Annotated in this window: 27 protein-coding genes; 7 read left to right on the top strand and 20 right to left on the bottom strand. The window is 69.0% G+C overall.

Translation table 11 applies throughout. From position 1 onward, the window contains the following. Positions 1–76: 76 nt before the first annotated feature. The 11 genes from OG413_RS41005 to OG413_RS40955 form a co-directional block, all read right to left on the bottom strand. Positions 77–1,114, bottom strand: a complete 1,038-nt coding sequence (locus OG413_RS41005; RefSeq protein WP_266814791.1) for a hypothetical protein — start codon at positions 1,112–1,114, stop codon at positions 77–79. Positions 1,115–1,346: 232 nt separating this feature from the next. Further along, complete coding sequence (locus tag OG413_RS41000; protein WP_266814790.1) at positions 1,347–1,574, bottom strand: hypothetical protein; 228 nt, start codon at positions 1,572–1,574, stop codon at positions 1,347–1,349. 203 nt (positions 1,575–1,777) lie between these two features. After that, positions 1,778–2,767, bottom strand: coding sequence for a hypothetical protein (locus tag OG413_RS40995; RefSeq protein ID WP_266814789.1), 990 nt, complete (start codon positions 2,765–2,767; stop codon positions 1,778–1,780). Then, the gene (locus tag OG413_RS40990) at positions 2,764–3,147 is read right to left on the bottom strand and encodes a hypothetical protein (RefSeq protein WP_266814788.1); all 384 of its coding nucleotides are present in this window, start codon (positions 3,145–3,147) and stop codon (positions 2,764–2,766) included. Before OG413_RS40990 ends, OG413_RS40995 begins: the two co-directional genes overlap by 4 nt. 79 nt (positions 3,148–3,226) lie before the next feature. Continuing rightward, entirely contained in the window at positions 3,227–4,333 is a 1,107-nt protein-coding gene (locus OG413_RS40985) for a hypothetical protein (RefSeq protein ID WP_266814787.1), read from the bottom strand. Then, positions 4,330–4,536 carry a hypothetical protein gene (locus OG413_RS40980; protein WP_266814786.1) on the bottom strand — a complete coding sequence of 69 codons (207 nt, stop codon included), beginning with the start codon at positions 4,534–4,536 and terminating at the stop codon, positions 4,330–4,332. The genes OG413_RS40985 and OG413_RS40980 overlap by 4 nt, the downstream gene beginning before the upstream one ends. A 200-nt stretch (positions 4,537–4,736) precedes the next feature. Beyond that, positions 4,737–6,209, bottom strand: coding sequence for a DUF2637 domain-containing protein (locus OG413_RS40975; RefSeq protein ID WP_266814785.1), 1,473 nt, complete (start codon positions 6,207–6,209; stop codon positions 4,737–4,739). Positions 6,210–6,299: 90 nt separating this feature from the next. Beyond that, on the bottom strand, positions 6,300–6,647 hold the full coding sequence (locus OG413_RS40970; RefSeq protein ID WP_266814784.1) for a hypothetical protein: 348 nt from the start codon (positions 6,645–6,647) through the stop codon (positions 6,300–6,302). A 321-nt stretch (positions 6,648–6,968) separates the two neighbouring features. Further along, positions 6,969–7,127, bottom strand: a complete 159-nt coding sequence (locus tag OG413_RS40965; protein ID WP_266814783.1) for a hypothetical protein — start codon at positions 7,125–7,127, stop codon at positions 6,969–6,971. A gap of 149 nt (positions 7,128–7,276) precedes the next feature. Further along, positions 7,277–7,708: a hypothetical protein gene (locus OG413_RS40960; RefSeq protein WP_266814782.1), complete on the bottom strand. Its 432-nt coding sequence runs from the start codon at positions 7,706–7,708 to the stop codon at positions 7,277–7,279. 240 nt (positions 7,709–7,948) lie between these two features. Continuing rightward, positions 7,949–8,206, bottom strand: coding sequence for a WhiB family transcriptional regulator (locus OG413_RS40955; RefSeq protein ID WP_266814781.1), 258 nt, complete (start codon positions 8,204–8,206; stop codon positions 7,949–7,951). Between the two features lie 615 nt (positions 8,207–8,821). Here OG413_RS40955 and OG413_RS40950 point away from each other — a divergent pair. Beyond that, positions 8,822–9,595 (top strand): GntR family transcriptional regulator, encoded by a 774-nt coding sequence (locus tag OG413_RS40950; protein ID WP_266814780.1) that lies wholly within the window; start codon positions 8,822–8,824, stop codon positions 9,593–9,595. A 623-nt stretch (positions 9,596–10,218) separates the two neighbouring features. Here the strand turns inward: OG413_RS40950 and OG413_RS40945 are convergent. The 6 genes from OG413_RS40945 to casA form a co-directional block, all read right to left on the bottom strand. Then, positions 10,219–10,797, bottom strand: coding sequence for a GNAT family N-acetyltransferase (locus OG413_RS40945; RefSeq protein ID WP_266814779.1), 579 nt, complete (start codon positions 10,795–10,797; stop codon positions 10,219–10,221). Between the two features lie 813 nt (positions 10,798–11,610). Further along, positions 11,611–12,321: a type I-E CRISPR-associated protein Cas6/Cse3/CasE gene (gene cas6e, locus OG413_RS40940; protein ID WP_266814778.1), complete on the bottom strand. Its 711-nt coding sequence runs from the start codon at positions 12,319–12,321 to the stop codon at positions 11,611–11,613. Continuing rightward, positions 12,318–13,022: a type I-E CRISPR-associated protein Cas5/CasD gene (gene cas5e, locus OG413_RS40935; RefSeq protein ID WP_266814777.1), complete on the bottom strand. Its 705-nt coding sequence runs from the start codon at positions 13,020–13,022 to the stop codon at positions 12,318–12,320. Before cas5e ends, cas6e begins: the two co-directional genes overlap by 4 nt. Continuing rightward, positions 13,019–14,197: a type I-E CRISPR-associated protein Cas7/Cse4/CasC gene (gene cas7e, locus OG413_RS40930; RefSeq protein ID WP_266814776.1), complete on the bottom strand. Its 1,179-nt coding sequence runs from the start codon at positions 14,195–14,197 to the stop codon at positions 13,019–13,021. The genes cas5e and cas7e overlap by 4 nt, the downstream gene beginning before the upstream one ends. Beyond that, the gene (gene casB / locus OG413_RS40925) at positions 14,194–14,811 is read right to left on the bottom strand and encodes a type I-E CRISPR-associated protein Cse2/CasB (protein ID WP_266814775.1); all 618 of its coding nucleotides are present in this window, start codon (positions 14,809–14,811) and stop codon (positions 14,194–14,196) included. The genes cas7e and casB overlap by 4 nt, the downstream gene beginning before the upstream one ends. Continuing rightward, entirely contained in the window at positions 14,808–16,271 is a 1,464-nt protein-coding gene (gene casA / locus OG413_RS40920; RefSeq protein WP_266814774.1) for a type I-E CRISPR-associated protein Cse1/CasA, read from the bottom strand. Before casA ends, casB begins: the two co-directional genes overlap by 4 nt. A 283-nt stretch (positions 16,272–16,554) precedes the next feature. Between casA and OG413_RS40915 the strand changes: the two genes are divergently transcribed. From OG413_RS40915 to OG413_RS40895, 5 genes are all read left to right on the top strand, one after another. Continuing rightward, positions 16,555–16,977: a hypothetical protein gene (locus OG413_RS40915; protein WP_266814773.1), complete on the top strand. Its 423-nt coding sequence runs from the start codon at positions 16,555–16,557 to the stop codon at positions 16,975–16,977. Then, positions 16,974–18,431, top strand: coding sequence for a hypothetical protein (locus OG413_RS40910; protein ID WP_266814772.1), 1,458 nt, complete (start codon positions 16,974–16,976; stop codon positions 18,429–18,431). The genes OG413_RS40915 and OG413_RS40910 overlap by 4 nt, the downstream gene beginning before the upstream one ends. Beyond that, entirely contained in the window at positions 18,419–19,621 is a 1,203-nt protein-coding gene (locus tag OG413_RS40905; RefSeq protein WP_266814771.1) for a DUF3440 domain-containing protein, read from the top strand. The genes OG413_RS40910 and OG413_RS40905 overlap by 13 nt, the downstream gene beginning before the upstream one ends. Then, on the top strand, positions 19,608–20,492 hold the full coding sequence (locus OG413_RS40900; RefSeq protein ID WP_266814770.1) for a ParB N-terminal domain-containing protein: 885 nt from the start codon (positions 19,608–19,610) through the stop codon (positions 20,490–20,492). Before OG413_RS40905 ends, OG413_RS40900 begins: the two co-directional genes overlap by 14 nt. Positions 20,493–20,576: 84 nt before the next feature. Continuing rightward, positions 20,577–21,014: a hypothetical protein gene (locus OG413_RS40895; protein WP_266814769.1), complete on the top strand. Its 438-nt coding sequence runs from the start codon at positions 20,577–20,579 to the stop codon at positions 21,012–21,014. Positions 21,015–21,112: 98 nt separating this feature from the next. Here the strand turns inward: OG413_RS40895 and OG413_RS47185 are convergent, their stop codons facing one another. Further along, positions 21,113–21,457 carry an AAA family ATPase gene (locus tag OG413_RS47185; protein WP_353962297.1) on the bottom strand — a complete coding sequence of 115 codons (345 nt, stop codon included), beginning with the start codon at positions 21,455–21,457 and terminating at the stop codon, positions 21,113–21,115. Between the two features lie 130 nt (positions 21,458–21,587). Further along, positions 21,588–21,812 carry a hypothetical protein gene (locus OG413_RS40890; RefSeq protein ID WP_266814768.1) on the bottom strand — a complete coding sequence of 75 codons (225 nt, stop codon included), beginning with the start codon at positions 21,810–21,812 and terminating at the stop codon, positions 21,588–21,590. A gap of 302 nt (positions 21,813–22,114) precedes the next feature. On the opposite strand from OG413_RS40890, the gene OG413_RS40885 reads away from it, so the two are divergent. Continuing rightward, positions 22,115–22,684 (top strand): hypothetical protein, encoded by a 570-nt coding sequence (locus tag OG413_RS40885; RefSeq protein WP_266814766.1) that lies wholly within the window; start codon positions 22,115–22,117, stop codon positions 22,682–22,684. A gap of 497 nt (positions 22,685–23,181) precedes the next feature. Here OG413_RS40885 and OG413_RS40880 read toward each other — a convergent pair whose 3' ends face one another. Next, positions 23,182–23,535, bottom strand: a complete 354-nt coding sequence (locus OG413_RS40880) for an SGNH/GDSL hydrolase family protein (protein WP_266814764.1) — start codon at positions 23,533–23,535, stop codon at positions 23,182–23,184. Positions 23,536–23,795: the final 260 nt, after the last annotated feature.

Here is a 23,795-nt window from a genome sequence, read left to right as displayed (position 1 = left end):
CGGCCCGCAGCTGGAAAGCTGTGGGGGTGGCAGCATGGCCGCCACGATCAAGACCCGGCTTCGGCACACCTTCCGGCTAGTAGTTGCCCGTCCGATCCTGTTCATCGGGTGATGGCTCGGGCTGGAGGGAGATCCTGTCCGCAGCCCTGAACGCCCGCCGGGTGGCGCTGAGTTCGGCGCTCAACGCCTCCAGGTTTGTCTGGGCGAGCGCGTGTCTGGCAGTGCTGGCGCGCAGGTCGAGCAAGGCGTCGTTCTCCGGATCGGGCTCTACCGGCCTCCGGAGTTCGCCGAACTCTCGATTCAGCGCGACGGCTTCCTCGCAGACCGTGACCAGCGCGCTCACGCGACGCTCGATGGCACCCCAAACTTCCTCAAGATCCTGGCTCCGCCCTGGCATCAGGGCTGGCCCGTTCGCGACGGACGCCTGTCCCTCGGCGTCCGGTCGTCCTCGACGCCTATCCAGCCGAGGCGTCTGCTGCTGCCGGGGGGCGCTGGTCGGGAACTCGTTGAGGTCGCGCAGTGCGACCGTGATCTCCCAGAGCTCGCGCCCCAGCCCTTCGATTCGGTCTCGTTCAACGGAATCATCTCCGGATGACACGGCCTGCTGGGCGGTGCACAGCGCGTGATCGGCTCGGCCGATCAGTGTGCGTGCGCGCTCGCCGAGACCGTCGGTGATCACGAAGTGGGCACGCGCCGCGCGCAACTGCCGGCTTTCCGCTCGCTGCTGGAAACGGTGCATGACCTGGGAAAGCGACCAGGCCGCGAGCAAAGCCGGGGCGATCGTCCAGTCCGACCACATGCCGGGTGCTCCCACGCCATCGAGGAGCGCCTTGAGCGTCAGCTCCGCGTACCTGCGTGCATCGGGCGCGAACACCAGGTAGGTCGAATAGAGCAGCAGCCCACAGCCTGTCTTGGTGGACAGTGGCGCGAGGAGCGCCTGCCAAGGGCTGGGGCCCCCAACGGATTCCGCGTGCCGCAGCACGGACGGCTCAGTCTGCTGAATCCGTCGGCGCAAGTTCGCGCTCAGGTCTGGGTCGATCACGAGCCGCGGAGCAATGACCTGCTTCGCGAGCGATGGATTCTTCTGGCTCCGCCCCGAGTGCTCGGCGCTCATGGCTGAAGCTCCTTTCTGTGGAGGGGCGTTCACTGGATGCAGTTGACGCGGAAGCGGGAGGGGCTGACCCGGCCCCGGCCCGTGGACCCGACGGCGGCGGGGGTTTCTGGGCTCGCCATTCTCGCGCGAAGGGATGAAGTGCCGCGCATCGGAGCCTGCCGCCCTGTCCCTGTCTTAAGGGGTGTGGCGCCTCAGATGTGGCATGGATCGGGCGGGGCGTGCGGGTGAAAGCTCAGGTCAGGATGCGGAGCAGGATCAGGGCGATGGCGAGGCCGATGATGTACGCCCAGATCGAGGTGTCTGTCGAGCCCGGCCCGTGGCCTTCAATCCGGTCGTCAGGGATGTCGCCGACCGTGTGCTGGCGAGCGCGGTGACGGACCCGATGATCTTTGGCATCCCGCTCGCGCTCGTACTCCTCGGAGTGAACCTTGCAACTGTCGCAGTGATAGACCCAGGGCACGGCCCTGTCCCCCTCGTAGGCGCATTGGCGTTGACCAAGCAGGTTAAGCCCACGGAGTGGTGGAGTGGGGCCGATTCCGGCCGGTGCGGGGGAGTTGGCCGGGAGATGCTGCGCGTAGACGGCCGGTAGATGCAGGGAGATGGAGCGGGAGATTCGCAGGTAGACGCGGGGGGGAGATGGCATCTACCTGCGAATCGGGTCGTTCAAGCTGCCCCTCCTGGGGAGGGGCCGGAGACAGCCCCCAGGTGCCGGGCAATCAGGGTGGTGGGCAGGGCCTCCTCCGCGGTGGTCTGCGGGCCGGCTGCGGGAGTGGTGACGGTGCCCTCCTCACCCCCCTTCCGTACCTCTTCTGCGGGGTGCGGAAGGGGGGTGTTTCGGAGGGATGCGATGGCCTCAGGGATGCCCATTTGGAGGGTGGTGGTCAGCTCGTCGTAGCGGATGCCCCAGGTGGGGTTGGACCCGTCGACTTTGACGCTGCGGTTGGTAGGAATTCCGGCACCGTCGCACCACTTGCGCAGGCGGGTGACGTCCCACTCATCGAACCCCCGGTGCTCCTCTCGCAGTTGGTCGAGGAGGTAGGCAATGTGGACCCCCTTGCGCTTCTTCTCGTGGGCATGCTGCACGCTCTGGAGGATGACGATGCACAGCTCGCGCTCGGCGCGGGCCCGCACGTCAGCCGGGTCGGCGGGCTCGGTTTCCTGCGGCCTCTCCCCCAAAATTTTTTCATGATCGTTTTGGGGTGCGGGCGTTCCCCAGGGGAGGGGCATCCGCGATCCCACGACTCCGGCCGCGATCAACCATGCGCACGGCAGCCCGTACGTGATCAGCGTGCTGTAAGGCGCAAGGATCGGCAGCAGATAGGCGATGACGCCCCCCAGCCCACCGAGGATCACGCCCGCACCGACGATGAAGGCCATCACGGCGGAGACGAACCGGTCCTGCCTGGCGTCGGCGGAGTCCTGGTCCTTCGTGCCCGCGCCGCCCGGGCTCCCTTCACCGCTCGGCGCGGCCCTGGCGCTGGCAGGTGGCCTGATCAGAGCCTGCCAGGCATCGGCGATCCCTTGCAGAGCAAGCCGGAGGACCAGGTAACCGATGATGACCGATCCCCGCAGCAGGGTCTTCAGGAGCGTCCCGAACCCATCGAACGGCGTGCGCACGGCCTTCCACGCGGAGGTGGGCTCAGTCGATTTCATGAGGCACCTGCCATGTTCAGCACACTGGTGCGGACCATCTCGGTGACGACACCGATGTAGCCGCCCGCGCTGCCTGCGGACACGCCTGCCGCGATCCCGAAGATCGCCGGAATCCACAGCTTCTTCCAGCCGGGGCCAAACCCCAGCAGCAGAAAGACCAGCGTGGCGATGCCAGTGCCCGGGTCGCCCATGGGGCCGTTGACGACGACCGACGCGGGCAGATCGTGCACACCCTTGACCAGGTCCGACCAGGACTTTCCAGCGGCCATGGCCATCATCCCGAACAGGAATGCGGTTGCGGCAACGTACTTCTTGTCGGAATTGATGAACTGAAGGTCAGTGCCTCGAATTGCGAGAATCAAGACGATGAAGATCAGCATCGCGATACCTGACGCGGTAGCGGAGCCGAGGATATGCACGGACGTGCCTTTCTATTAAGAGAGTGAGATGAGAAAAAGGTCAGGATGCGGTCGTGAACATCGCACAGGCGAGAATGGAGCTGCTCAGCAATGCGCATGCCAGCCATCGCCACAGCCAGAACTTTCGGCGGACCAGCCACATCCACCACGCCATTGGGCCGATCAGACCGATCGCATTGGCAAGCAGTTTGGTGTCGTATGGAGAGAGCCCGGCCTTCGCGGTGTGCGGGTAGACAAGAGGAAGCGCATCCGGCCCGTAAGTTGACCCGAGCCACGCGGCCAGAACGAGCAGGCCGAAGAGGGCGAAGGGACTGAACTTAGTGGCTCGGAAGATCAGGACACCGATGGTGAATGCCACGAGCGTAATAGCGTAGGCCAGCACGCCATCGACTTGGTGGATTGGGTCATTGGCCCAAGTAGAGAACCAGACGCGAATACCTGCATAACTTCCAGCCGCGGCGGCCGTTCCCCAGAACAGCAGGAACCTGCGCCACGGAGTGTCCAAGAATCCGGGGAGATACCTGCTGCCAGGAACGTCGGAACTGAAGGACCGGGGATTGCGCTTCCTCAGCGGTCGGCTCTTCCTCTGCTTCGGCTCGCGAGGCTGAGCAACGTCCACCTCCTCTTCCTCTCGGGCGTCAGGAGCGAGGTCGTCCGCCCGCGTCCTGTTCCCCGCTTCGCTCCGTCGGCCTCGGCTGACGTTCCGCCGGGAGCGATCCGCCGCGACGTCGTCGTTCGCGGGTGAGGTCACCCGGCCCGCGTCGTCCGGATCTGCCTTGGACTTGACCGGCATTGGGGCGTCCTCGGGCGCCGAAGTGTCGTCGGGCTGGCTGCCCACGAGATCCACCAGGCGCGTGCTGCTGAGGAGCTGAGCCTTCTGGGGAGGTGGACCGGACTGCGTCCTGGTCTCCACCGTGCTCAGCGCGGCCGCCTCTCCATCCCGGATGACAGCGCGCAGCGCGGCCGCAGAGATGACCCTGGTAGGCCTGATCACCCTGCCGTCCAGGGGGACCGCCACGGTCTTGCCACTCCTCCCCTGAGGGGCGACGGCTGCCCCATTTGTGCCGCTGACCTGCGTGTCTACCGCATCTCCCGTTCCATCTCCCGTCGGCTGGGCCGCGGTTCCGGTGTCGTCAGTGGTGGTCACGAGCGGCCCCCCGGGTGGACGCCCATCGCGAGCAGCTGCTCGCGGATCCGGTCCTCGGCCGGGTCGTACTCACCCAGATCCGGGACGAGGCGCAGAGGCCGCCGGCCACGGACGAAGCCGCGGGGCGGGTCTCCTTCGGGGACGCTCCTGTACGTCGTGCCGGGCTGTGCAGCTGAGCCTGGCGGGGTGGCGTGCGTGGGCATGGTGGTGCTCCCTTCTTCTCTTCGTGGATGGGACGGCACTGTTCGAGGGCGCGCCGGGCCGCTCGGCCGGGCATGAGGGCTCGGCGAGGCGCGGGCCCGTGGGCCGCAGTGGGTGCTGCGGCATGAGCCAGCGGCGGCGTGTGGTCCCGGCCCCTGCGAGGAGCCGGGATCGTGCGAGGCTCGTGAGCCTCGCACGATGATTACGGAGTGTGATGAGTCGCAGTGCTGGTGAGCATCTGCTCGAGCCTCAACTCCTCGGCTCGGTCCCGGAACTCGGCGTCGCGATCGAGTCGCTTCGATGCCTCGCGGAGGCGGTCGCCGCCCCAGGTCTCGGCTTGGCCGTAGAGGCCGCCGAAGTCTTTGGCAGTGGGCCGCCTGTCCGCGAGGATGAAGCTCGCGGCGTGCAGTTCGGCGTCCTCGCGCTGAGCCTTCCGGGCCTCGCGGCTCGGCGGCCCCCCGCCTTGCGAGGGCGCCGTCCGCGAGCCTCGCGAGGCCGTGGGGCGAGTATCGGCGAGGCCGCCGCGCGGTTCGCGAGGCTGCTCCTGACCGGTGCGCGAGGTAACAAGCACAGCCTCGCGTCGCTCCGCTTCATGAGCTTTGACCTGCTCTTTTTCCTTTCTGCGAGCCTCGTCGTGTGTGCGACGCTCAGCCTCGATGCGAGCCTCGCGTTCGAGGGCCTCGGCCTCGATACGGGCAGCTTCGCGAGCCTCGCGAACCCGGGCCTCGGACTCTGCCGCGAGCCTCGCCATTTCCTGCTCGTGCGCCTCGCGAGCCGCCTCGCGCCCGGCCTCGCGAGCCTCGCGCTGGGCGAAGTCGCGAGCCTCGCGGTCCTCGCGCTCGGCCTCGCGACGCTTTCGCTCCTCCGCTTCCTGGTCCTCGCGGTCTTGCCTCGCGCGAGCCTCACGCTTGGCCTCGCGAGCCTCAGCCGCAGCCTGCTCCGCTTCCTCCCGCTCGGTCAGTGGAGGTGCGGGGAGTAGCTCACCGTAATCAGCGAGCCTGAGCGGAAGCGCTACCTCGACGGGGGCTTTGCGCTTGGACCCGAACCGGGCCCGCAGGCGGTAGAGGTACACGAGGCGCTCCTTCTCCCGCAGAAGGGCCGTCGCATAAGAGGTGATCTCCCACAACCGCATTCGGCGCCAAAGGCCGAATGTCCGCAGCGGGTCGAGAACCCACCGAATCGTGCGGACCTTGTCCATGGAGTCGTCTTCGGCCAACTTGGCCAAGCGGAGTACCGCATGCCGGGCAGCCTCCACAATCGCGATGAACGAAAGCGGCAGCACGGAGTGCATCCCCACAGCGACCGGATCATCCCACAGTGATGGATAGGGATTCACTGTGGTGGGCTGCGGAACTCCAGCATTGGCGTTGAAATAGATTGTCGAGGCCGTGAGAACCCAAGCAGCCCGCCGCATTAGCGGCATTGGGATTCGCATTCTCGTGAGCCAGAGATCCAGAGAAAGAAGAGCCACGATTCCAGCGTCTACGCCGATGGGTAGGAAATAGGAGAATTTTCCGAATCCCTTGTGTTCTGCAAGTTCCTTGAGGGAATCGTACGAACCAGCGAATCCGATGGCGCCTACGATGGCTGCGCCTATGATGATGGCGGCCGTGAGGAATCGGAAGGCGATGACGCTTCCTCGGCCGGGGGCCTTCGTGGAATTCGCGGTGGTCACTTCTCTTTCTCCCTGGGCTTTTGGTTATTGTTGCCGGCCGGGCGACGCCGGCCAGGGGTGTCGAGGTCCTGGGCGACGTCGTTCGGCCGGTCAGTTGGGGGGTGCCTGGGCACCGCTGACGGGGGCGATGACGGGGCTGCGGTGGGTGGCGCGGTTGAGGCAGGGCTCCCAGTGCATGTGGTGCGTTGAGCCTCGAGTGGCTTCCTCGCAGTCGGTCTGGGCGCAGGACCGGGCGGTGATGCCGTCTCCCGAGCAGTCGCGGCACTCGTTGCTGAGGGCGATCTCGTAGAGGTAGATCCGGAGCCGTCCGACGAACGCGTGGGCTTGCGCGCGGCGGTAGTGGCCTGCGTTCAGCGCGAGGGTGGCGGCGTGTTCGGCGCCGTGAGCCTGGGCGAGCAACTCCGCGGCGCTGCGGTCGGATACGGGGGTGTGCTGCATGGTCGTTCCCTTCGGCCGATCAGCTCGGCCCTCGTACTGAGCAACTGGGGGATCGAGGCCGGGGCGCCGTGTGGAATGCACGGTGCCCCGGCGACCGCCGGGCCTAAGTGGCGGAGGGCGTGGAACGCGCCGCGCGGATGCGGGCCGGGGGGTCTTGTCCCTGGGCCGCCGGGCTCGACGCGCTGCCCGTGTTGAAGTAGGCGTCCCAGTTCATTTCCCGGACCAGCCGCAGGTGAGGAGTCCTGGGCGGAGTGGCCCGGTCATGGCGTTCCGGCCTCGGTCGCGCGCCGGAGTTGAAGTAGACGTCCCAGTCCCAGGCCATTAGTGGCCACCACCGGTACACGTGATCTGCTCGCTGCTGAGGCGGGGGCCCTGGGCGCTGGCGGCGGCCTTGCGGATGCGGTCGATTCGTCGGGATGCGTCGTCGGTAAGGTTCAGCACTGCTGCGTCCTCCAGGTTGGTCTGGTGGGTGCGTGGCATGCGGGCCGGTGTGTCCTCACCGATCCGCGCCGGTTGTCCGGGCGGTGTGCTTCCCTCCGGGGTGGCCTGCCGGCCCGGGCGGCCGGGACCGTGCCCGACCCCGCTTCCATCGGGGTCGGGCACGGCACCAGGCGGTCCGGGTCAGCGCGTCATCCGCCGCAGGGGATCGGGACGTTGTCCTCGGTGGTGGCGTAGGCGAAGCGGACGAAGCCTTCGTATGTGCCCCACCCGCCGTGGCCGTCGCCGCGCGAGGTCTGTACCACCCACGCCAAGGTGGGGTCGTTGGGGTGGCAGCCGAGCACGGACGCCTCGTCCTTCTCGCCCATGAGGCCCTTGATGGCACCTCCGGCGTCGCGGAAGTAGAGGCCACCGGTGCCCGGCTTCGGGTGGATGTCGACGGTGGCCCCCTCGTAGCCGACGTACGACGGGTCGGCGGAGGCCGGTGCGGCGAGCGTGACCCCCATGAGGCCGAGGGCCGCAGCGGTGCCGGTGGCGACCGCCACCCGCCGTCGGGTCCGCTGCGGCTTCGCGGTAGTGCCCTTGTCGGGCTCAGCGAAACCGAAGTAAGCGCGCACTGTCATGAGTTCGTCTCCCGGATTGGGTTGCTGGAAGCGGATGGGTGAGCAGGTGGACGGAACCGCTGCCTCGTGGCGAGGGGTTGGTTCGTCAGGGCCTGCGCTGATCGCGAGCCCCTTCGGTGCATCGCGCCTCCTCGCTCGCGAACGGGTTGAGCGAGGAAGCCAGGGCGGACCGCTCTGATGGGGGCGGCCCCCGGCTGCGCCCCCGGTAGGGGCGAGTGCCGCAGGCGGCCGCAGAGCCTTTCAGGACGATGCGTTTCGGGCTCGGTTTCGGGCGGCGCGGCGCTTCATCGCGCGGCGCTCGTCCTCGCTGAGACCGCCCCAGACGCCGGAGTCCTGGCCGGACTCGAGCGCCCACTGCAGGCACTGCTCCATGACGGGGCAGCGACGGCAGACGGCCTTGGCTTCCTCGATCTGCAGCGGCGCAGGGCCGGTGGTGCCGATGGGGAAGAACAACTCCGGGTCTTCCTCGCGGCAGACGGCGTTGTGTCGCCAGTCCATGGCGTACCTCCATAGGTTGGGCTTGGCGGGTGGTGTCCGGCGCGGTGAGGCGCCGGTCAGAGGTGAACGGGGTGGTGCGGTCGGCGGGGTGGCTGGGCCACCAGCAGCCGAGGCCGTCGGTGCACACCGAGTTGAGCGGCTCGTTGGGCATCGACGACGTTGATTGCTGGTTGGTGCACGGCGATGCCGCGCGGTGATCTCTGGACGCGAGGCCGACTTCCCCGGGGAGATCCGCCCGGGAGGGTTGAAGCGTTCGGTCGCGTCGTTCTGCTTTTTGAGCCGGTTGCACGATGCGTCGTGGGCGTGCGCCCTTTCTCGGCCGGCTGGTCCCCACTCGCCTCCGCCGGCGTGGTCACTGTCGTCGTGCTGCGGTGGGTCGCGCTCTGGAGTTGTTGATCAAGCTGATTGCGCCCGCTCCGTCGGCCCTTCGCCGGGCCGGGAAGCGGTGTTGCGCGGGGCGCTGGGCTGCAACGAATCGATCGCATGCAGAACCCGGTGCCTCGTATTCGTCTAGTCGTCTAGACGAATGCCAGTCTGCACGTGTGCCAGGTGCTCGTCAAGGGATTCGTCTAGTCGTATGCTCTTGGTGCCTCAGACACCCGCCAAGGAGCCGCCGTGGACCTCTCGACCCTTCCGCAGCACCAGAAGGCTGCGACCGTGGCCCGCATCCTGCACGCGGAGATCCTCGAAGGGCGATACGGCGCTGACGGCCAACTGCCCACCGAGCCTGAGTTGGTGAAGCGCTTCGGCGTAGCCAGGGAGACCGTTCGCCGAGCGCTGCAGCTCCTCAAGGAGTCGGGCGTGGTGATGTCCGTCCAGGGCAGCGGGACCTTCGTGCGCCGCCGGCCGCGGCGGACCACGCTGCACCGCGAGCTCCAGCCCCAGGGCGGGCCTGCGGACTGGATCGATCACGGCTCCGAGTCGTGGGTCCCGCTGGGCCCCCCCGCCTCCTGGAGCAGGGGAGAGGTGCCGGTCGAGCTCGCTGACAGCATCGGTCTTGAGGGCCAGGTAGCCATCTGGACCTGCGCGCTGGGCATCGACGCAGAACCCCGCGTGCCGCTCCGGCTGGTGCGAACGTACGTCCCCGTGGACGTCGTCGAGGGCCTGCCCAACCTCGGGTCGGCAGCTTCGGGAGGATCTGCCGTCCTGGAGCGTCTCGCACAGGCAGGGGCCGAACTGTTCTGGACCCTTTCCGATGGTGCACGCATGCCGGAGCTGAGCGAGGCCACCGCCCTGGACAGCCCGATCGGGATCCCCCTGATCCAGACCCTGCGCATTACGCGCCAGGGCGGCACCGTGATCGAGGCCACCGAGTACGTGGTGTCCTCCGAGCGTTTCTGCCTTACCTACCGCCCTGACCAGGACGCCAACGGCCTGAATCTTGACTGACCCCCGGGGTGCGCAGGGCGGGAGTCGTCCGGGCGGTACCCCGCGTCGGCCCCCGCTGCGGGAGTTGTAGGCATGCCCGGCGGGAGGACGGGGGCCCGGACTGCACCCAAAGTCCGGTCCCGTGGCCGGTCGGTGTACGTCATCCTCACCAGCTCCACGGGCCTCTCCTTTCGCTCTCGTCCTTTGGTCCGCAGTAGTAAGCAGCCTGACGAGAAGGAAGATCGCGCAACAAGGTCCACGTGAATACTCGCGGTGGGTACACCCAGCGATCGCCACCGGTGCAGGAGTGTGCCCATGCACGAGCAGGTCACGGTCCCGGAGCGAATCCTGCGTGATCCCGGCATGCAAGTCCCGTGGCTTCACAGCCTTGTTCAACATTGTGAGGCGAGCAGGGATCTATCCCTCGCAGATCGCCCGCGCATGCAAGCTGACACCCAGCCGCGTGGCCGACGGCCTCCGCCCTCATGGCCTTGGCCAGCCGACCGCTGCCCGAGGACGAACTCCCCGGGCGGACTCAACACGCGTCGAGTGGAGCCGCCGCGAGCATGCGTTCGTGAGCACTCACCGTGCAGTGTTCGAGCGAGCCTTGGTCTGACAAGCCGCGGCGTCAACGCACTGCTGCTTCATTCAGCCCTGGTGTCGGAAGCAGTTGGTTCGAAGGGGTTGAGGCGCAGCGCGACTTCGCCGTCCTGCTGGTGAGCCTGCGACGGCAGGCTCAGGGCCTTACTCATTGCCCGATTGATCTGCGGATCGCGGCCCCGGACGTAGGACTCCACCAAGGTGTATCCGCAGCGGGCGTAGAGGGCGAGCGCGGCATGGTTCCTGACGCCCGTCTCCAGAATCACCTTCGTCATGCCGTGTTGGCGCGCATCTCGTTCCAGGGCTTGCAGGAGCCGCCGCCCGAGACCCCATCCACGGGCGTCCGGAGCCACGTACATACGCTTGACCTCGGCGGTAGCTGGTCCTGCGGTTCGCCACCCGCCGCAACCCACGCCGGTTCCGTCTGTACGACCTGCGACAAGAAACACGCCGCTGGGCGGCTCGAACTCCGCGGTGTCGTTGGCTCCGGGGTCGTCGGCCCGCCCGTAGGTCGAGAACTGTTCGCGCTGAAGGGCCTGGGTCAGGGCGCGAGCGGCTGGGCAGTCGTAGGGGACGGCGGAGACTGTCCATGCTTGTGCCGCGATCGGGAGCAGTTGGCTCATACCCTGAGAGTGCCTTGTCGATGGAGTCGAGCGCATCAGTTCAGTGCGATCGGCGGCACACAGTCTCCTGACCAGGCATGCTGGGATCACGGATTCTGCGATGCTGCCTCGTGGCCGTGGACGGGCTACCGCCCCGACTCGGACCACCGGCTGTGCGGGATCTGCCCCGCCCTGCGGTACGCACGCGAATGTTTCGTGATCTATGACCGACCATGACGCGAAGTACCCACCCTTCGACCTCGTCGATGGACACCGGTACACCCAGGCAGGAGAGCCGGCCTGCGTCCACCCACACCAGATCGGCCTGACGCCAGACCGAAAGCGTACGAGTGGGCTGGGGGAGGAGGGCCGAGTGGAAGGTCCCCTCTCGCAGGACAGCCGCCCAGCGGGAAGGCGAGGCCCAAGGGCACCTCCCGGCCCCGCGTACCGAACCGGAGTACGGCGTCGTCATCCAGACCAAGGGCACTCAGAACCACTGTTTCGCCCCCGCGGTGAGCACCGACGCCATGTCGAAGCTGGAGTGCCCTGTCCCCACCACCGCCGCATCCCGCTGACCGCCGAGTATCGCAAGTACCCAGACCTGCCGATGCGCCCGACCCAGACCGTGCACAAACCCCCGGTAGGGCGGATCGCTAAGCGTCTCGAAGCTTGCCGGTTCGCGGGCTGCCTCGCCCGCGAACGGGGCCCTTCGCGGGTAATGGCGGTGGTGTAGTCGGCGAACTCGCCCTGCGCGTGGGTGCTCTATGCGTCGGCGAGGCTGGCCGGGCACGTCCGTATCGCGCATTTCGTCCGGCTTCGAACCGCCTGGTCTGGTCAGTCCGGTTCCCTCGTGCGGGCCAGGGTGAGAAGTCCGCAGCCGTAGGCCTTTCCGCGGCCGATGCCGTGGGTGAGGGCGTGGCGCAGGGCTTCGGGGTCGGTGACGTGGAGGTGGCCTTCGTAGGTGACGGTGCGGATCCGGACGTTTCTGCTGCGGTGCTCGGCGGGCGTGCGGGTGAAGTCGAGCATCTGGTTGGCGGTCAGGGTGAGCTGGGGTTGGTCGGGCTGCTCGATTCGCTGGGGGATGGTGAATCCGGCCTTGGGTGCCCGGTCGAGAAGCCATTGGACTTGCTCGGTGGGGGTGGTGAGGGCGGTGCGGACGCTTCGGCGCCGACTGGGGTGGACGACATCGCGTGTTGGGTTGGCGGTCAGGCGGAAGTACAGGCGCGTGCCGGGGCGGAGCGCTTCGAGGAGCGGGGTGTAGGGGCGGGTGTCCCAGCCGGGGTTGTCCGGGTTGGTGTGGTGGGGCCAGCCGGCCTGTTCGATGACGTGGGTGAGGTCGGGTGGCGTGGAGCTGACCATGAGGAGGGTGGACTGGCGGTGCGGGTGTCGGGTTTCGTCCAGGCGCCACAGAACCCGGTGGCCGGGGGCTGTTCCGCTCGGGGGTGGGGGGAAGGCGGAGGCGACGGCGGCGTGGAGTCGCTGGGGGGAGGCGGTCAGGTGGCGGGCGCGGGCGGGGTTGAGGGGGCAGCGGGTCAGGTGGGTCATGCGAAGTCGTCCAGGGCGTCGAAGAAGTCCAGTGGGCCGGGGCGGTCCGGGCCTGTGGCAGGGGGGAGGGTGCGGGTCGCGACCGGCCGGGTGTGGTGGCGGCGGTGGCCGGGGGTGAAGTCGGCGGGGTGGTCGGGGTGGAGGCGGGCCGCCGGATTGGCCTGATCGGTGTCGTGGTGGAGGGTCATCCGGTGGCGGGGGTGCTGGTGCTGGTACCAGTTGGCGGCCTGCCAGGGCAGGGTTTCCAGGACGGCGGCGGGGTCGGTGGCCTCGGGGTGGATGCTGTGGGCGGGGTGCCGGGCCGGAGGGCACGAGCGGCGGCCGAGGAACGGCGGGTGGGCCGGGTTGAGCAGTGCCTGGTGTACGCGGTCGATGAGGGGGGCGGGTCCGGCGAGGGCGGCGGTGAAGACGGCGTCGGCGAGGTAATACCGGTCGGACAGCGGCATCGCTTTGCCGGCGCGGGTGTGGGTGGTGTGGAAGTCGCGGATGCGGGTGCCGGGTTGGTCGGTGCGTACGGCGTAGGTGAGGGCGGCGAGTTCCGCCAGGGCGGTGGTGTCGGTGCGGGCCAGGCCGGTGGCGGAGGCGAGCATGCCGATCACGCCGGACTTGGTGGGGTGTGGGTCGGTGTCGCGGAGGGAGTGGCGGCCGCTGCTGCCCCAGGACTGCATGGGACCGGCGAGAACGAGGACGAGGACGCTCACACCTGCTCCCGGAGGGTGTTCTCCCGGGTCCGCTGGGAGAGTTCGGCCGCCGCCTGGTCGGCGAGAGCGGCGAGGCTGTCGACGCGGGTGGCTGTGGAGTGCAGGGGCGCGGTGGCGTGAGGGTTGAGGGTGAGGAGCCAGGAGCGGGCGGTGGGGTCGCCGTAGGCGGTGTCGGTGAGCATGATGTGTTCGGCCAGGCGCGCGGCGGCGGCTGTGAGGTGTCCTCCGGCCTCGGTCTCGATCGGGGTTTCGAACGCGCCGACGTGGTTGAGAGGGTTGCCGGTGACGGTGGCGATGAGGACGTCGGGCCGGGTGGTGTGGGCGTAGGAGGTGATGTGCCCGGAGGGGACGGCCTCCGCGAACACACGGATGAACGCGGTGGTCACCTGCCGTACGTCCATGGCTCCGGCGTAGTCGGAGAGGTTGGCGGCGAGGTCGGGGCCGGTGAGGACGGCGTGCCGGTAGAGGGTGGGGGATAGGAACTCCCGCTGCCCGACCATGCCCGCGCTGTTGTCGTCGGCGGCGGCGAGGTCGTCGACGGCGGTGAAGAAGTCGACCTCGGTGGGGGTGCGGTGTACCGCGAGGGCGTGGGCGACCTGGACGGAGGCGTCCAGGGTGAGGTCGTCGCCGGTGGCGATCATGCGTCCGAACAGGGCGAGGTCGACCGCGTCGCGGGAGGCCGCGGCGTCCTTGACCGCGGTTGCATTGGCCTTCTTCTTCAGGAACGCGGCGATGTCGTCGGCACCTTCGGCGGCCAGTTCGGCGAGCCGGTCGATCTGGCGGAGCCCGAGGAAGAGGATCTCCCGGGTGACCGGCGCGTTGGCGACGGTGGTCTTACGGCGGGCGGAGGCGGTGTCGGCGCTGGCGCCGGTGGCGAAGGTCAGGACCGTTTCGGCGAGTTCGGCCGCCTGGCCACCGTCCAGGCCGGGGCAGCGCTCGGCGATCGCCGTGGCCAGCTGGCCGATGCCCTGCCGGGTGCGGGCCGACAGGTCCTGGGCCGGGATCAGGTCTGCGGTGGAGAAGCGGGTGCGCATCGCCCGCTTCCAGGACTGGGAGGAGACCCGGGCCCGGGGCACCCCGCCGTAGAGGGCGGTCTTAGGTGAGCCGAGCTCGTCCCGGTTGACGTTGCTGGGCGGCAGGGTGTGCAGGGCGTGGAGGGCGAGGTGGATGGTCATGCCGGATCGGCCTTTCCGTGGGCGGGGAGCGGGGTGGTGCGGCGGGTGCGGGCCTTGGCCTGGGTGAAGGCGTGCGCCCACCTCTGGCCGACGGTGAGAGATCCGCCGGGGGACTGGAGGGCGTAGAAGTCGCAGGCCAGCAGGGCGTAGTCGAGGCTGAGCGTTTCGTTGCGGCCTTGGTGGAGAAGGGACCGTAGGCGGGGGAGTACCTCGTCGAGGGTGTGGGACCGCAGGATGCGGGCGAAATCCCGCTCGGTGGCGGGGCGGGTGCGGGCCAGCCGGGCGGCGAGGGCTCCCAGGCTGTTGTGCCGGTCCGCGGAGCTCTTGCGGTGGACGATGCCGGTGCGGGCCCACAGCTGCGCGGCGGCGGTGGTCGCTGTCGCGGCCCGGACGTACGTCGGTGCGTCGAGGCCGTCACCGTGCGGGTGGAGGCTGCTGAGGTCGAGGGTCAGCCACAGGGCTGGGTCGTCCGGTGGGGTGTTGCGGCGCAGTGCGGCCGGAAGGTGACGGTCCACACCGTGCGGCAGGCGGCTCTGCAGGCTGGCCAGCACGGTGTTGGCCACGGTCTGGACCTGGGCTGCAACCGGGTCCCGGGGCCGGGGGGTCTGGGTCATGGGCGGGCTTCTTCCGTTGCGGGGCCAGGGACAGGGAGGCCGGGGCGGGGCAGCGCGCGCAGAGCCGCGCTGCGGATACGGGCGGCGGCCATCAGATCGTTTCCGGCGCAGCCCGCGACCTGTTCCACAGCTGTGGCCAGGGCCTCGGCCCACCGGTCGGCGCCCTGGTCCGGGTCCTGGCTGAACTCTTCCCAGGCGTGGCCCAGGTGGGCGGCGAGGGAGAGGCCCGGACGTGTGGGGGCGGCCGTCGGCATCAGGGACAGGGTTTCGGCGGCGGTGCGGCTGACCTGCCGCTGCAGTTCCCAGGGCAGACCCGCCGCCGCGACGAACGCGGCCCGCCGGCCCGGATCCGCGAGAACGCCGACCGGGCCCAGTGCGGCGCGGACCGGGAGGATTCCCGACAGGGCGGCCCGGTGCGCGGTGGTGTGCTCGGCCCGCAGGACCACCGTCTCCATCCGGGTCTCGGGCGGCAGGACGCCGCGCTCTGCGGCGGCGAGAAGATGGCCGAGGACCGCGCAACTGCCTGTCTCCGGTCCACCGTCGAGGAGCCGCGCGGGCGCCCAGGGCAGCAGATGCCGTGCGGCGTCCACGGTCGCCAGCCGGGTGCCGCGCCCGTTCGTCGCGGCGCCCGGGTCCCATCGGGCCGCGGCCGCGCCGGGGTCGGCTGCGCGGTCGCCGTCGTGCAGTGCGACGGCGCTCACGTGACCGGACTCGTCCTGCAGGAGCCGAATTCGGCGTGTCGGCCACGTCCACACATCCAGGACACCCGCCGGCTCGCGGAGCAGCATCGGCGCAGGAGGGGAGCCGCGCTCCCACACCGGCCGGTCCTGCGGGGTGCGGGTGCCGGGCGGGCAGTTCAGCAGCAACTCGTCCTTCAGGCATGCCCCGGTGATCCTCAGGTGCGTCACCGTGCTGAGCGGGGCGGGTTTGCCGCCGTAGACCTTGCCGCTCCGGGTGGCCGGGTCGGCCGGGTGCCCGCTCTGGATTCCTCCGGGATGCCAGGACTGGAGCAGGACCAGGCGTACGGCGGCGTCCGCCGGGTCCATCGGCTCCGGCGGCATCAGCAGGTGGGCCGCGAACTGCGCGGTGCCGGAGCCCCAGGACTCGATCTCCAGCACATCGACCCCCCGGTTCGCCGCGGTCACATCGGCGGACTGCCAGAACGGGTGCGTGGCACAGAAGAGGTCGAAGCGGTCGGCGTGGGCATCGAGATAGCCACCGATCCTGCGCGTATCCAGTGCGGACGAGCGCCAGGCCGCGTCCCACTGGTCGGCATCGGCCGGTCGGGCCGCCGCCGCGTACACCGCGAGCAGCAGGCGCAGCAGCGCCGTGTGTTCTTCCGGCCGCCCGGCGAGGCTCACCTCGTGGGCGTCATCCAGCGCGTTGCGCAGCGATATCCGGCTCTGGCCGTCCCGGGTCAGGACGGGCAGCCAGGGCCGGTCGAGCAGATTGAACGACACCACCACACCTCCTCAGCGGCGCCTGTCACGCCGCGGTACGCAATTGGGTCCGAATACCGTGGCACGCCAAAAATCAAATCGCAACTCAAACCGGTTGCGATTTGATTTGCGGGATGGTTGGCTCCCGTGGAAGGCCCTATCGACGTAGCAGGAGGTCCCCGCGTTGCACCGTCTTCGTCATCCGTCCGTGTCCCGGCGGCCGGTCTCCGGGCGGGCGGTCACCGTCCTGTGTGCGGGACAGCGGTACCATCGGCCCGACCGCCGCCGATCCCAGTCAGGGCCCATGACCAGCCGCGAGACCCTCCCCGAGCTCATCCATCGCCTCGTTGAGGCGAAGGGCCGCGTCTGGGTGGAACGGGAACTCGACTACGGCCCGGACGTGATCGACCACCACCTCGGCGCGTTCGCACGTGCCAGCAGGGCACCCCGGCCGGGGCCCGCCGATCCGCCCTCCCAGGTCACCCGCGAACCCGTGCCTCAGCTGCTCATCGCCTACCACCTCAAAATTCGGCGCGAGACCCTGTCGCGGGCCCTGCGCAACGACCCCTCGGCCCCCGCCCCCGTCCCGGCCCCCGATGCGGACGGCAAACGCTGGCTCTACGCCGAGGTCCATGCCTGGTGGCCCAACCGCCGTAAGCGCGGCAGCTACCCGCGCCCCTCCCGCCAGGCGTCCGCGCCCCGACCCCCGGGCGAGGAACCCGCATGACCGCCTCCCGCACGACAGCCGCCGTCACGCCGACGCACGCGCGGATCACCGTCCCCGACCTCGCGCACGGCACAGCGAACGGATGGCGGCGCCTGATCACCGCCATACCCGCCGACGCCGCCGGCACCCCCGGCCTCGACGGCCCCTGGCTGCCCCCCCGCGCCGTCGTCGAGGTGCCCATCGGCGCCCTCGTCCTGGCCGTCGACCACCACCGCGCCGCCCAGCGGTGGGAAATCACCGCCCTGCTGGCCACCACCACCGGCCTTCAGGACACCGGCCGCTGGAGCCGGCGCAGCCCGCTCGGCCCCCGCGAAATCCGCCGCCTGCGTACCCTGCTGGCCGACAGCGCGCACCAGCACACCGCCCGCGTCCTGATCACACCGAACCGCGCCGACGCTTCCTGCCTGCGCTGCAGCCGCGACCTGGCCGCCGGCGAAGGCATGGTGCACCACACCGTCGACGGCCGCCTCCTGGTCTGCCAGACATGCCCGCCCCGGCCCGCAGAGTTGCCCACCAACCCCCGCGCCGGCCGGTGCGCCGTCTGCCAGGGCTGGGTCGCCACCGCAGAGGGCACCGCAACTCTGCTCGGCGGCCACGGGGACACAGGCCGCTACCGGCCCATCCACCGCGCCTGTCCTGAGCAGCCTCTCCCCGGGCCGCCGCTTGCCGCCGACGCCTGGTGTCTGGACTGCCGCACCACCGTTCCGGCCGGCACCGGCTACTGGAGGCGGGGCGCCCATCACGCCCCCGGCACCTGCGCCGCGCCCTCCGACGGGCTGCCCCGCTGGATCGTGGCCGCACCCGCCCGCGAGAACAGCCCCTGGCAGAGAGGCGCCGTACGGCGGATCCACTACACTCCCCGCCACGGCGAACCCCAGCTACCGGCCGGCCTCCCCGGCGGCCGGATCCTCTCCGACACCGGCCACATGAGCGTTCTCGCCTACATCCTCGGCACCCGCACCACCGGCTCCGGCCGGACACTGGCCCTTACCCGGGCCGCGACCTGGACGGAGGCCGCACCCGTCCTGGCCGCCGAGCTCGACGCCGCCCTCGCTACCCGCCCCGACGGCGGCACCTTCCTCGCCCGCGAAGTCATCGAACGGATCCACGGCGACAAGGGCTGGGTCGCCGAGCTGACCGGCCACGACCCACGCCACGGACTCGCCCGCACTTTCCTGCGCCCCCAGACCGACTACGACCAGGCCGACGCCCGCGGACACCGCGGCGTCCTGGACGCCTGGACCCTGCGCCCTCGCAGGGTCTACGAGGTCTCCCGCCCTCTCAACCCCCCAGTGCCCAACTGGCGCACGGTGCGCCGCACCCTGGGGCCCCGGGCCCGCGTCACCGGCGAGCAGCGGGCATACGTACGCGTCACCGCCGAAGGCGACATCATCGAGATCACCCGCGAGGAGGTGGACGCATGGCTCGGCACGGCCTTGGAATGGATGTACTGACCGCGGCCCGTCAGCGGATCGCCCGGATCTTCACCGACTTCCCCAACGTCTACGTCTCTTTTTCCGGCGGCAAGGACTCCGGGGTCCTGCTCGAACTCGCGGCGAACGAGGCCCGCGCCCGCGGCCGCCGGCTCGGCGTGCTGATCGTCGACCTGGAGGCCCAGTACCAGCTCACCGAGGACTACCTGCGCCTCATGCTGAAGCGGCACGCCGACGTGATCGACGCCTACTGGGTCGCCCTCCCGCTCAACCTGCGCAACGCCGTCTCCGCCTTCGAACCGCAGTGGATGTGCTGGGAGCCCGGAAAGGAAGACGCCTGGGTCCGCCCCCGCCCCGAAGAAGCCATCGGTGATGAGGTCTACTTCGACTTCTTCGAGCGCGGCATGGAATTCGAAGACTTCGTCCCGAAGTTCGGCGACTGGTACGCGCAGCAGAACGGCGGCCGGATGACCGCCTGCCTCGTCGGCATCCGCACCCAGGAATCCCTCAACCGCTACCGGACCATCGCCAGCACCCGCAAGACCCGTCACGACGGCCTCGCGTGGACCACGATGATCACCGCCAGAACATTCAACGCCTACCCGATCTACGACTGGCGCGTCGAGGACATCTGGATTTTCAACGGCCGCGACAATGTCCCCTACAACGTCGTCTACGACCGGATGCACCAAGCTGGCCTGACCCTGCACCAGATGCGGCTGTGCCAGCCCTACGGCGACGACCAGAAACGCGGACTGTGGCTCTACCAGCTGATCGAACCCCACACCTGGGGCAAGGTCGCCGCCCGCGTTCAGGGCGCCGAGTTCGGCGCCCGCACCGCCCGCGAGGTCGGTAACGTCTCGGGCCGGATCAAGGTCACCAAACCAGACACCATCACCTGGGAGCAGTTCGCCCAGAACCTCCTGGAGTCCATGCCCCCGCAGACCGGGGAGCACTTCCGCATCAAGATCGCCGTGTTCATCCGGTGGCACCAGAAGAACAACGGCTACACCGACGGTGTCATCCCCGACGACGGGCCCTTCGACAAGCAGACCCCGTCCTGGAAACGGATCGTCAAGATGATGCTGTCGTACGACTACTGGTGCAAGGAGTTCTCGATGGCGCCGCCGAAGAACAAGAACTCCTACGAGGCCTACAAGAAGCGCATGCAGATCAAGAGGCAGGAGTGGGGGCTCCGTGGCACCGTCTGACCAGCACGACACCTCAGCGACGTACCCGGCGGTGACCGACGACGGACCGTTCGCACCTGGGCAGACATCCGGAAGCGAGCAGACCGCCCTCGACATCCCCTTCACCTCCACCCAGGCGTCCGCGTCCGCACGCACGACAGCACCGCGTCGCCGTACCCCGCCGCCCCCTGAAACCGGCACGGGCGCGCAGATCGTGGACGCAGCACGGCCCCTGATCGACGCGCTGGCCGGCCTGCCGCTCGACGAGCGCGTCACCACACTCAACGCATTGCGCGGCCTCCTTCACGAGCAGAGCCCCTTCCAGGGCGAGCCCGTCGACCTGGTCCTTTGGGAAAAGGCCGAGAGCGTGGAGGGTAACTCCTACAACCCCAACGCGGTCGCTCCCCGGCAGATGGAGCTCCTGGAGCACTCCATCACCGCGGACGGCTTCACCCAGCCAATCGTGGCCTGGCGCCCCCAGCACGACGGCTCCACCGTGAACGACACCGCGGCGCCGATCGAAGTGGTCGACGGATTTCACCGCCATCTCATCGGCAAGCACGCCTCCGCGGTCTCCGCGCGCCTGCACGGCTACCTCCCCATCACCGTGATCAACACCGACCGTGAAGCCCTGGAGGACCGCCAGGCCGCGACCATCCGCCACAACGCCGCACGCGGAGTTCACACCATTGAGGGCCTGTCGGAGATGGTTCTGCAACTGCGCAGAGAGAGGAAGCCCTTCGCGTGGTTCGAGAAGAACCTCGGAATGCAGCCCGACGAGGTCACCCGCCTCTCCCAGGTCAGCGGGCTCGCCGAGGCCTTCGCCACAGCCGAGTTCTCCGAGGCGTGGGAGGCCGACACCGACCCCTTCACCACCAGTAGCGACACCTAAGTCCCAACACGTCCCGGGACCACCACGGCACGGCGGCGCCGGCAAGGCCCTGCGAGGACCCGGGACCCTGTGATCGGAGACCCCATGGCCACCCAGCCCGAGCCCGTACTCCTCACCAACGGTGATCCCGGCTTCTACCCCGCCCTCGGCCCCTTCCTCGCCAGCCACGAAGTCCACCGCTTCATCGACGGCGTCCCTTGGGACGAGGACACCAAGATCTGGTTCGTCCTCAAGGACACTGCTGGGCAGCTGCGCGGATTCTGCGCCGTCAACCAGACCGCCAGCCGCACCCGCCGCACCCTGCTGGAAAGCCTCTACGTCCTCCCCGCACAGGAGCAGGAGGAGGCTCTCGACACTCTCGTCCAGGCCGCCGTCCACGAGTTCGGCCACGACCGTGACCTCCACGCCACCGTCCGGCACCACATCGCCACCGCGCACAAGAAGGCCGGCTTCCGCGAGGTGAAGACCACCAAGAACATGACCTTCCTGGTACGCCCAGCGGACATCCGGAGCGACCGCTGAGTTGTTGTACCAGTGACGACCCCGGATCCTCCCCTGCGAAGGTGGAAGACGAGTTCGGGAATGAGGCGCTCACGTTCGCAACCCGTGACCGATGATGATCAGAGATCAGTCGGCGGCCATGGTGCTGACAGCTGGATCACGCGAGGGTGCCCCTCCTGGGCCAACTCCGGCAGCGCCGCTGCGATGGCCATGTCCTGACGCGTCACGTTCGCCACCGGGATAGGCCAGTCTCGACGGGCCTGCCGCTCCAGACGGACCGCAAGCAACACCCGCAGAACCAGACCTCCGCCCGCGCGGACTCCAGCGCTTGGTCGCCCACGCGGCTCCCCTCGCCGGCCCGTGAGGCGTTCTTGGTGTGCGTCGTACGAGACGACTACCACGTCGGCAGCAGATGAGGCCATGGCCCGTGCCAAGGTCGACTTGCCGGATCCGCTTGCGCCCATCATGAGCACGCACCAGCCCGGCGTGAGCACTTCGGAGAGGGGCGTCGCCTCCGGTGCAAGTTGGTACACGCCGGAGTCCTCCTGCGGGGCGCGCATGGTCGGTCGTAGCCCTGCCTTGGGACTGGTCGGATCAGCGCTCGTCGTCGGCATCCGGATCGAGCCGGGCCTGGCTGAGGGCGTCCATGAGCCAGTCGGCGTTCGTCGCATCAGGGGCGTCACCTAGTGCGTGCGCGGCGTCGATGACCTCTTGCCGGGCTGCGGGGTCGGCGTCCCGCCAGCGGGCGGACAGCTGGTCCAGTCGGGCGGTGTCCCCGGGCAGCGGAACGGGGAACTCGTCGTCACGGTCATGGGTCATGGCCACGGTGTCCGTTCGGCAGCGGGTCTCATACGGTGTCGGCTCTGGTACGGGCCGCGAACCAGCCCAACCCGGGACGCTGAGGTGTTCGGCGGCTGAGTGAGATCAAGCGCCGCCACATAAACGATCAGCCGGTAGCGACCCACAGCCAACGAACTCACCCTACCCACGCTGCCCTCGCGCAGTCAGGCAGCTGACAGATGTGATTTTGCCTTGCCGCAGGACTGAGCCGAGCTGTTGTCTGACGGCCCGATTCGATGTGCAGCCACTTCCAGTCCCATGCGCTCCGATAGCGTGTAGCGATGGGACGTCGGAAAGCCAACAAGCAGCGTCGGGTGCGCCCGCAGCAGGAGCATGCAGCTCGAGCGGATCCGTACGAGGACCGTAATCGAAGGGCGCTGTGCCAAATCTGCGGCGGTGACCTGATCCGCGCCAAGAACATCCGCCAAGGCGTTGCCACGGAGACGTTGATCAGACACCTCGATGCCGACCGCGACGAGGGCCATCGGCCCGACCTTGTGTGGGTGTGGGATGAGGTTCAGTGCGACTTCTGCGGCGGGCGAGGAGTCGTATGGTCCTATCAGGTGGCCCCGCTCGCAGCGGCACGCCCCGTCTGGATCTCCCCGGAGGGCAATCGGGTGCTGGACACAGACGGCGCTGCGAACGAAACGCCTTGGACCGCCTGTGGCGGGTGCGCGGATCTGATCGAGGCCGGGAAGTGGGAGGACCTGGTCCAGGCTTTCACCACCCGGCACCTGAAGGAGACCGGCGAGTCTATCGATCCCGCTGGTGCAGCGACGATCAGGGCCACACAGCACCAGTTCGTGGCCATGCGGACCGGTGCCCGGGTCCTGTATGCCACTTCCGCTTAGGCCGCGCACGGAGAGCCTCTTCATCAGGCGCGCAGATGACGTACCCCGCCGCTCGACAGCGTCGGATCAGCACGCGTCCGCGCAGGGGAACCAGCCAGGCCTGGCGGAGAACGGCCATGAGCTATTGGACGTTCGTCACGCAGCCCATGCGCAGCTTCGATTGCCTCTTGTCCCACTGCGGGGGTTGCATCCCGCAGTGGGTGGAGAGGTGGTCCACCGGGCGGTGGCCACGGTAAGCGGATCGAGCATCTCGTCGTCACATCATGCGTCATTGCCAGGGTGCTCTGTGCAGAGCTGCACCGCATTGCCGACTGGGGCACGTAGCTGTGCGCCGACGTCAGGTTGGAGAACCAGGTCGTCAGGGCGGGAGGGGTAGTGGCGGGGTTCGGTCAGCGCCGTCGCGGTCGAGGAACACGGCCTCGCTCTGAAGGCGGGCGGTGCCGAGCAGGAGGGGTAACGCGGGGGCGAGCGCCTGTATGTGCGTGTGGCCGGCAGGGTCACGAGCCAGCTCCCTCAAGATCACGAAGCAGGCGGAAGCGGTGGGCCGGGGCGACCGGCCGGTATCTGGCGAACATCGGCCCGTACGCGGCCAGCGCGGCGTCGCGCTCCAGGAGGGTGTAGTCCAGGAGATTTTCGACGATGCGGTGCTCGGCGAGGAGATGCTCGGCCTGCTGGAGCAGGACGGTGTCGCCGAGCGCGGTCAGGTGGACACCGTCGCTCCACAGGCCGACCGGGTCGCCGGTGAGCCGGGCGGCGGTTGTGAACGGGTTCCATACGTCCAGGAACAGCGCGCTGTGCGCGTCGGCGGCCTGGGCGGTTGCCGTGTTGTAGCGGGCGAGTTCCGCGTTCATGGCGGTGACGGTCTCGGGGTCCTCGATCGGTCCGAACGGGGTCTCGGAGACGACGACGATACTGCGCGGTGAGGTCTGGGACGCCTGGCACGCAGCTCACACACCGGCGGAAGCCGTCAGCTGACCGTGCACGTGGATCAGCTGAACCGACCGCTCTTGGGCGGCTGAGCCGCGACGACCGCACGAAATGACCGACGTCGGCACATGGTGCGTATCGGTTAGCGCTCACACGGCGTCCGGTGATCACTTCGGGCCAAGAA

Source organism: Streptomyces sp. NBC_01433 (assembly GCF_026340105.1).
Classification (GTDB): domain Bacteria; phylum Actinomycetota; class Actinomycetes; order Streptomycetales; family Streptomycetaceae; genus Streptomyces.
This window is presented reverse-complemented; position numbering and strand designations above follow the sequence as displayed.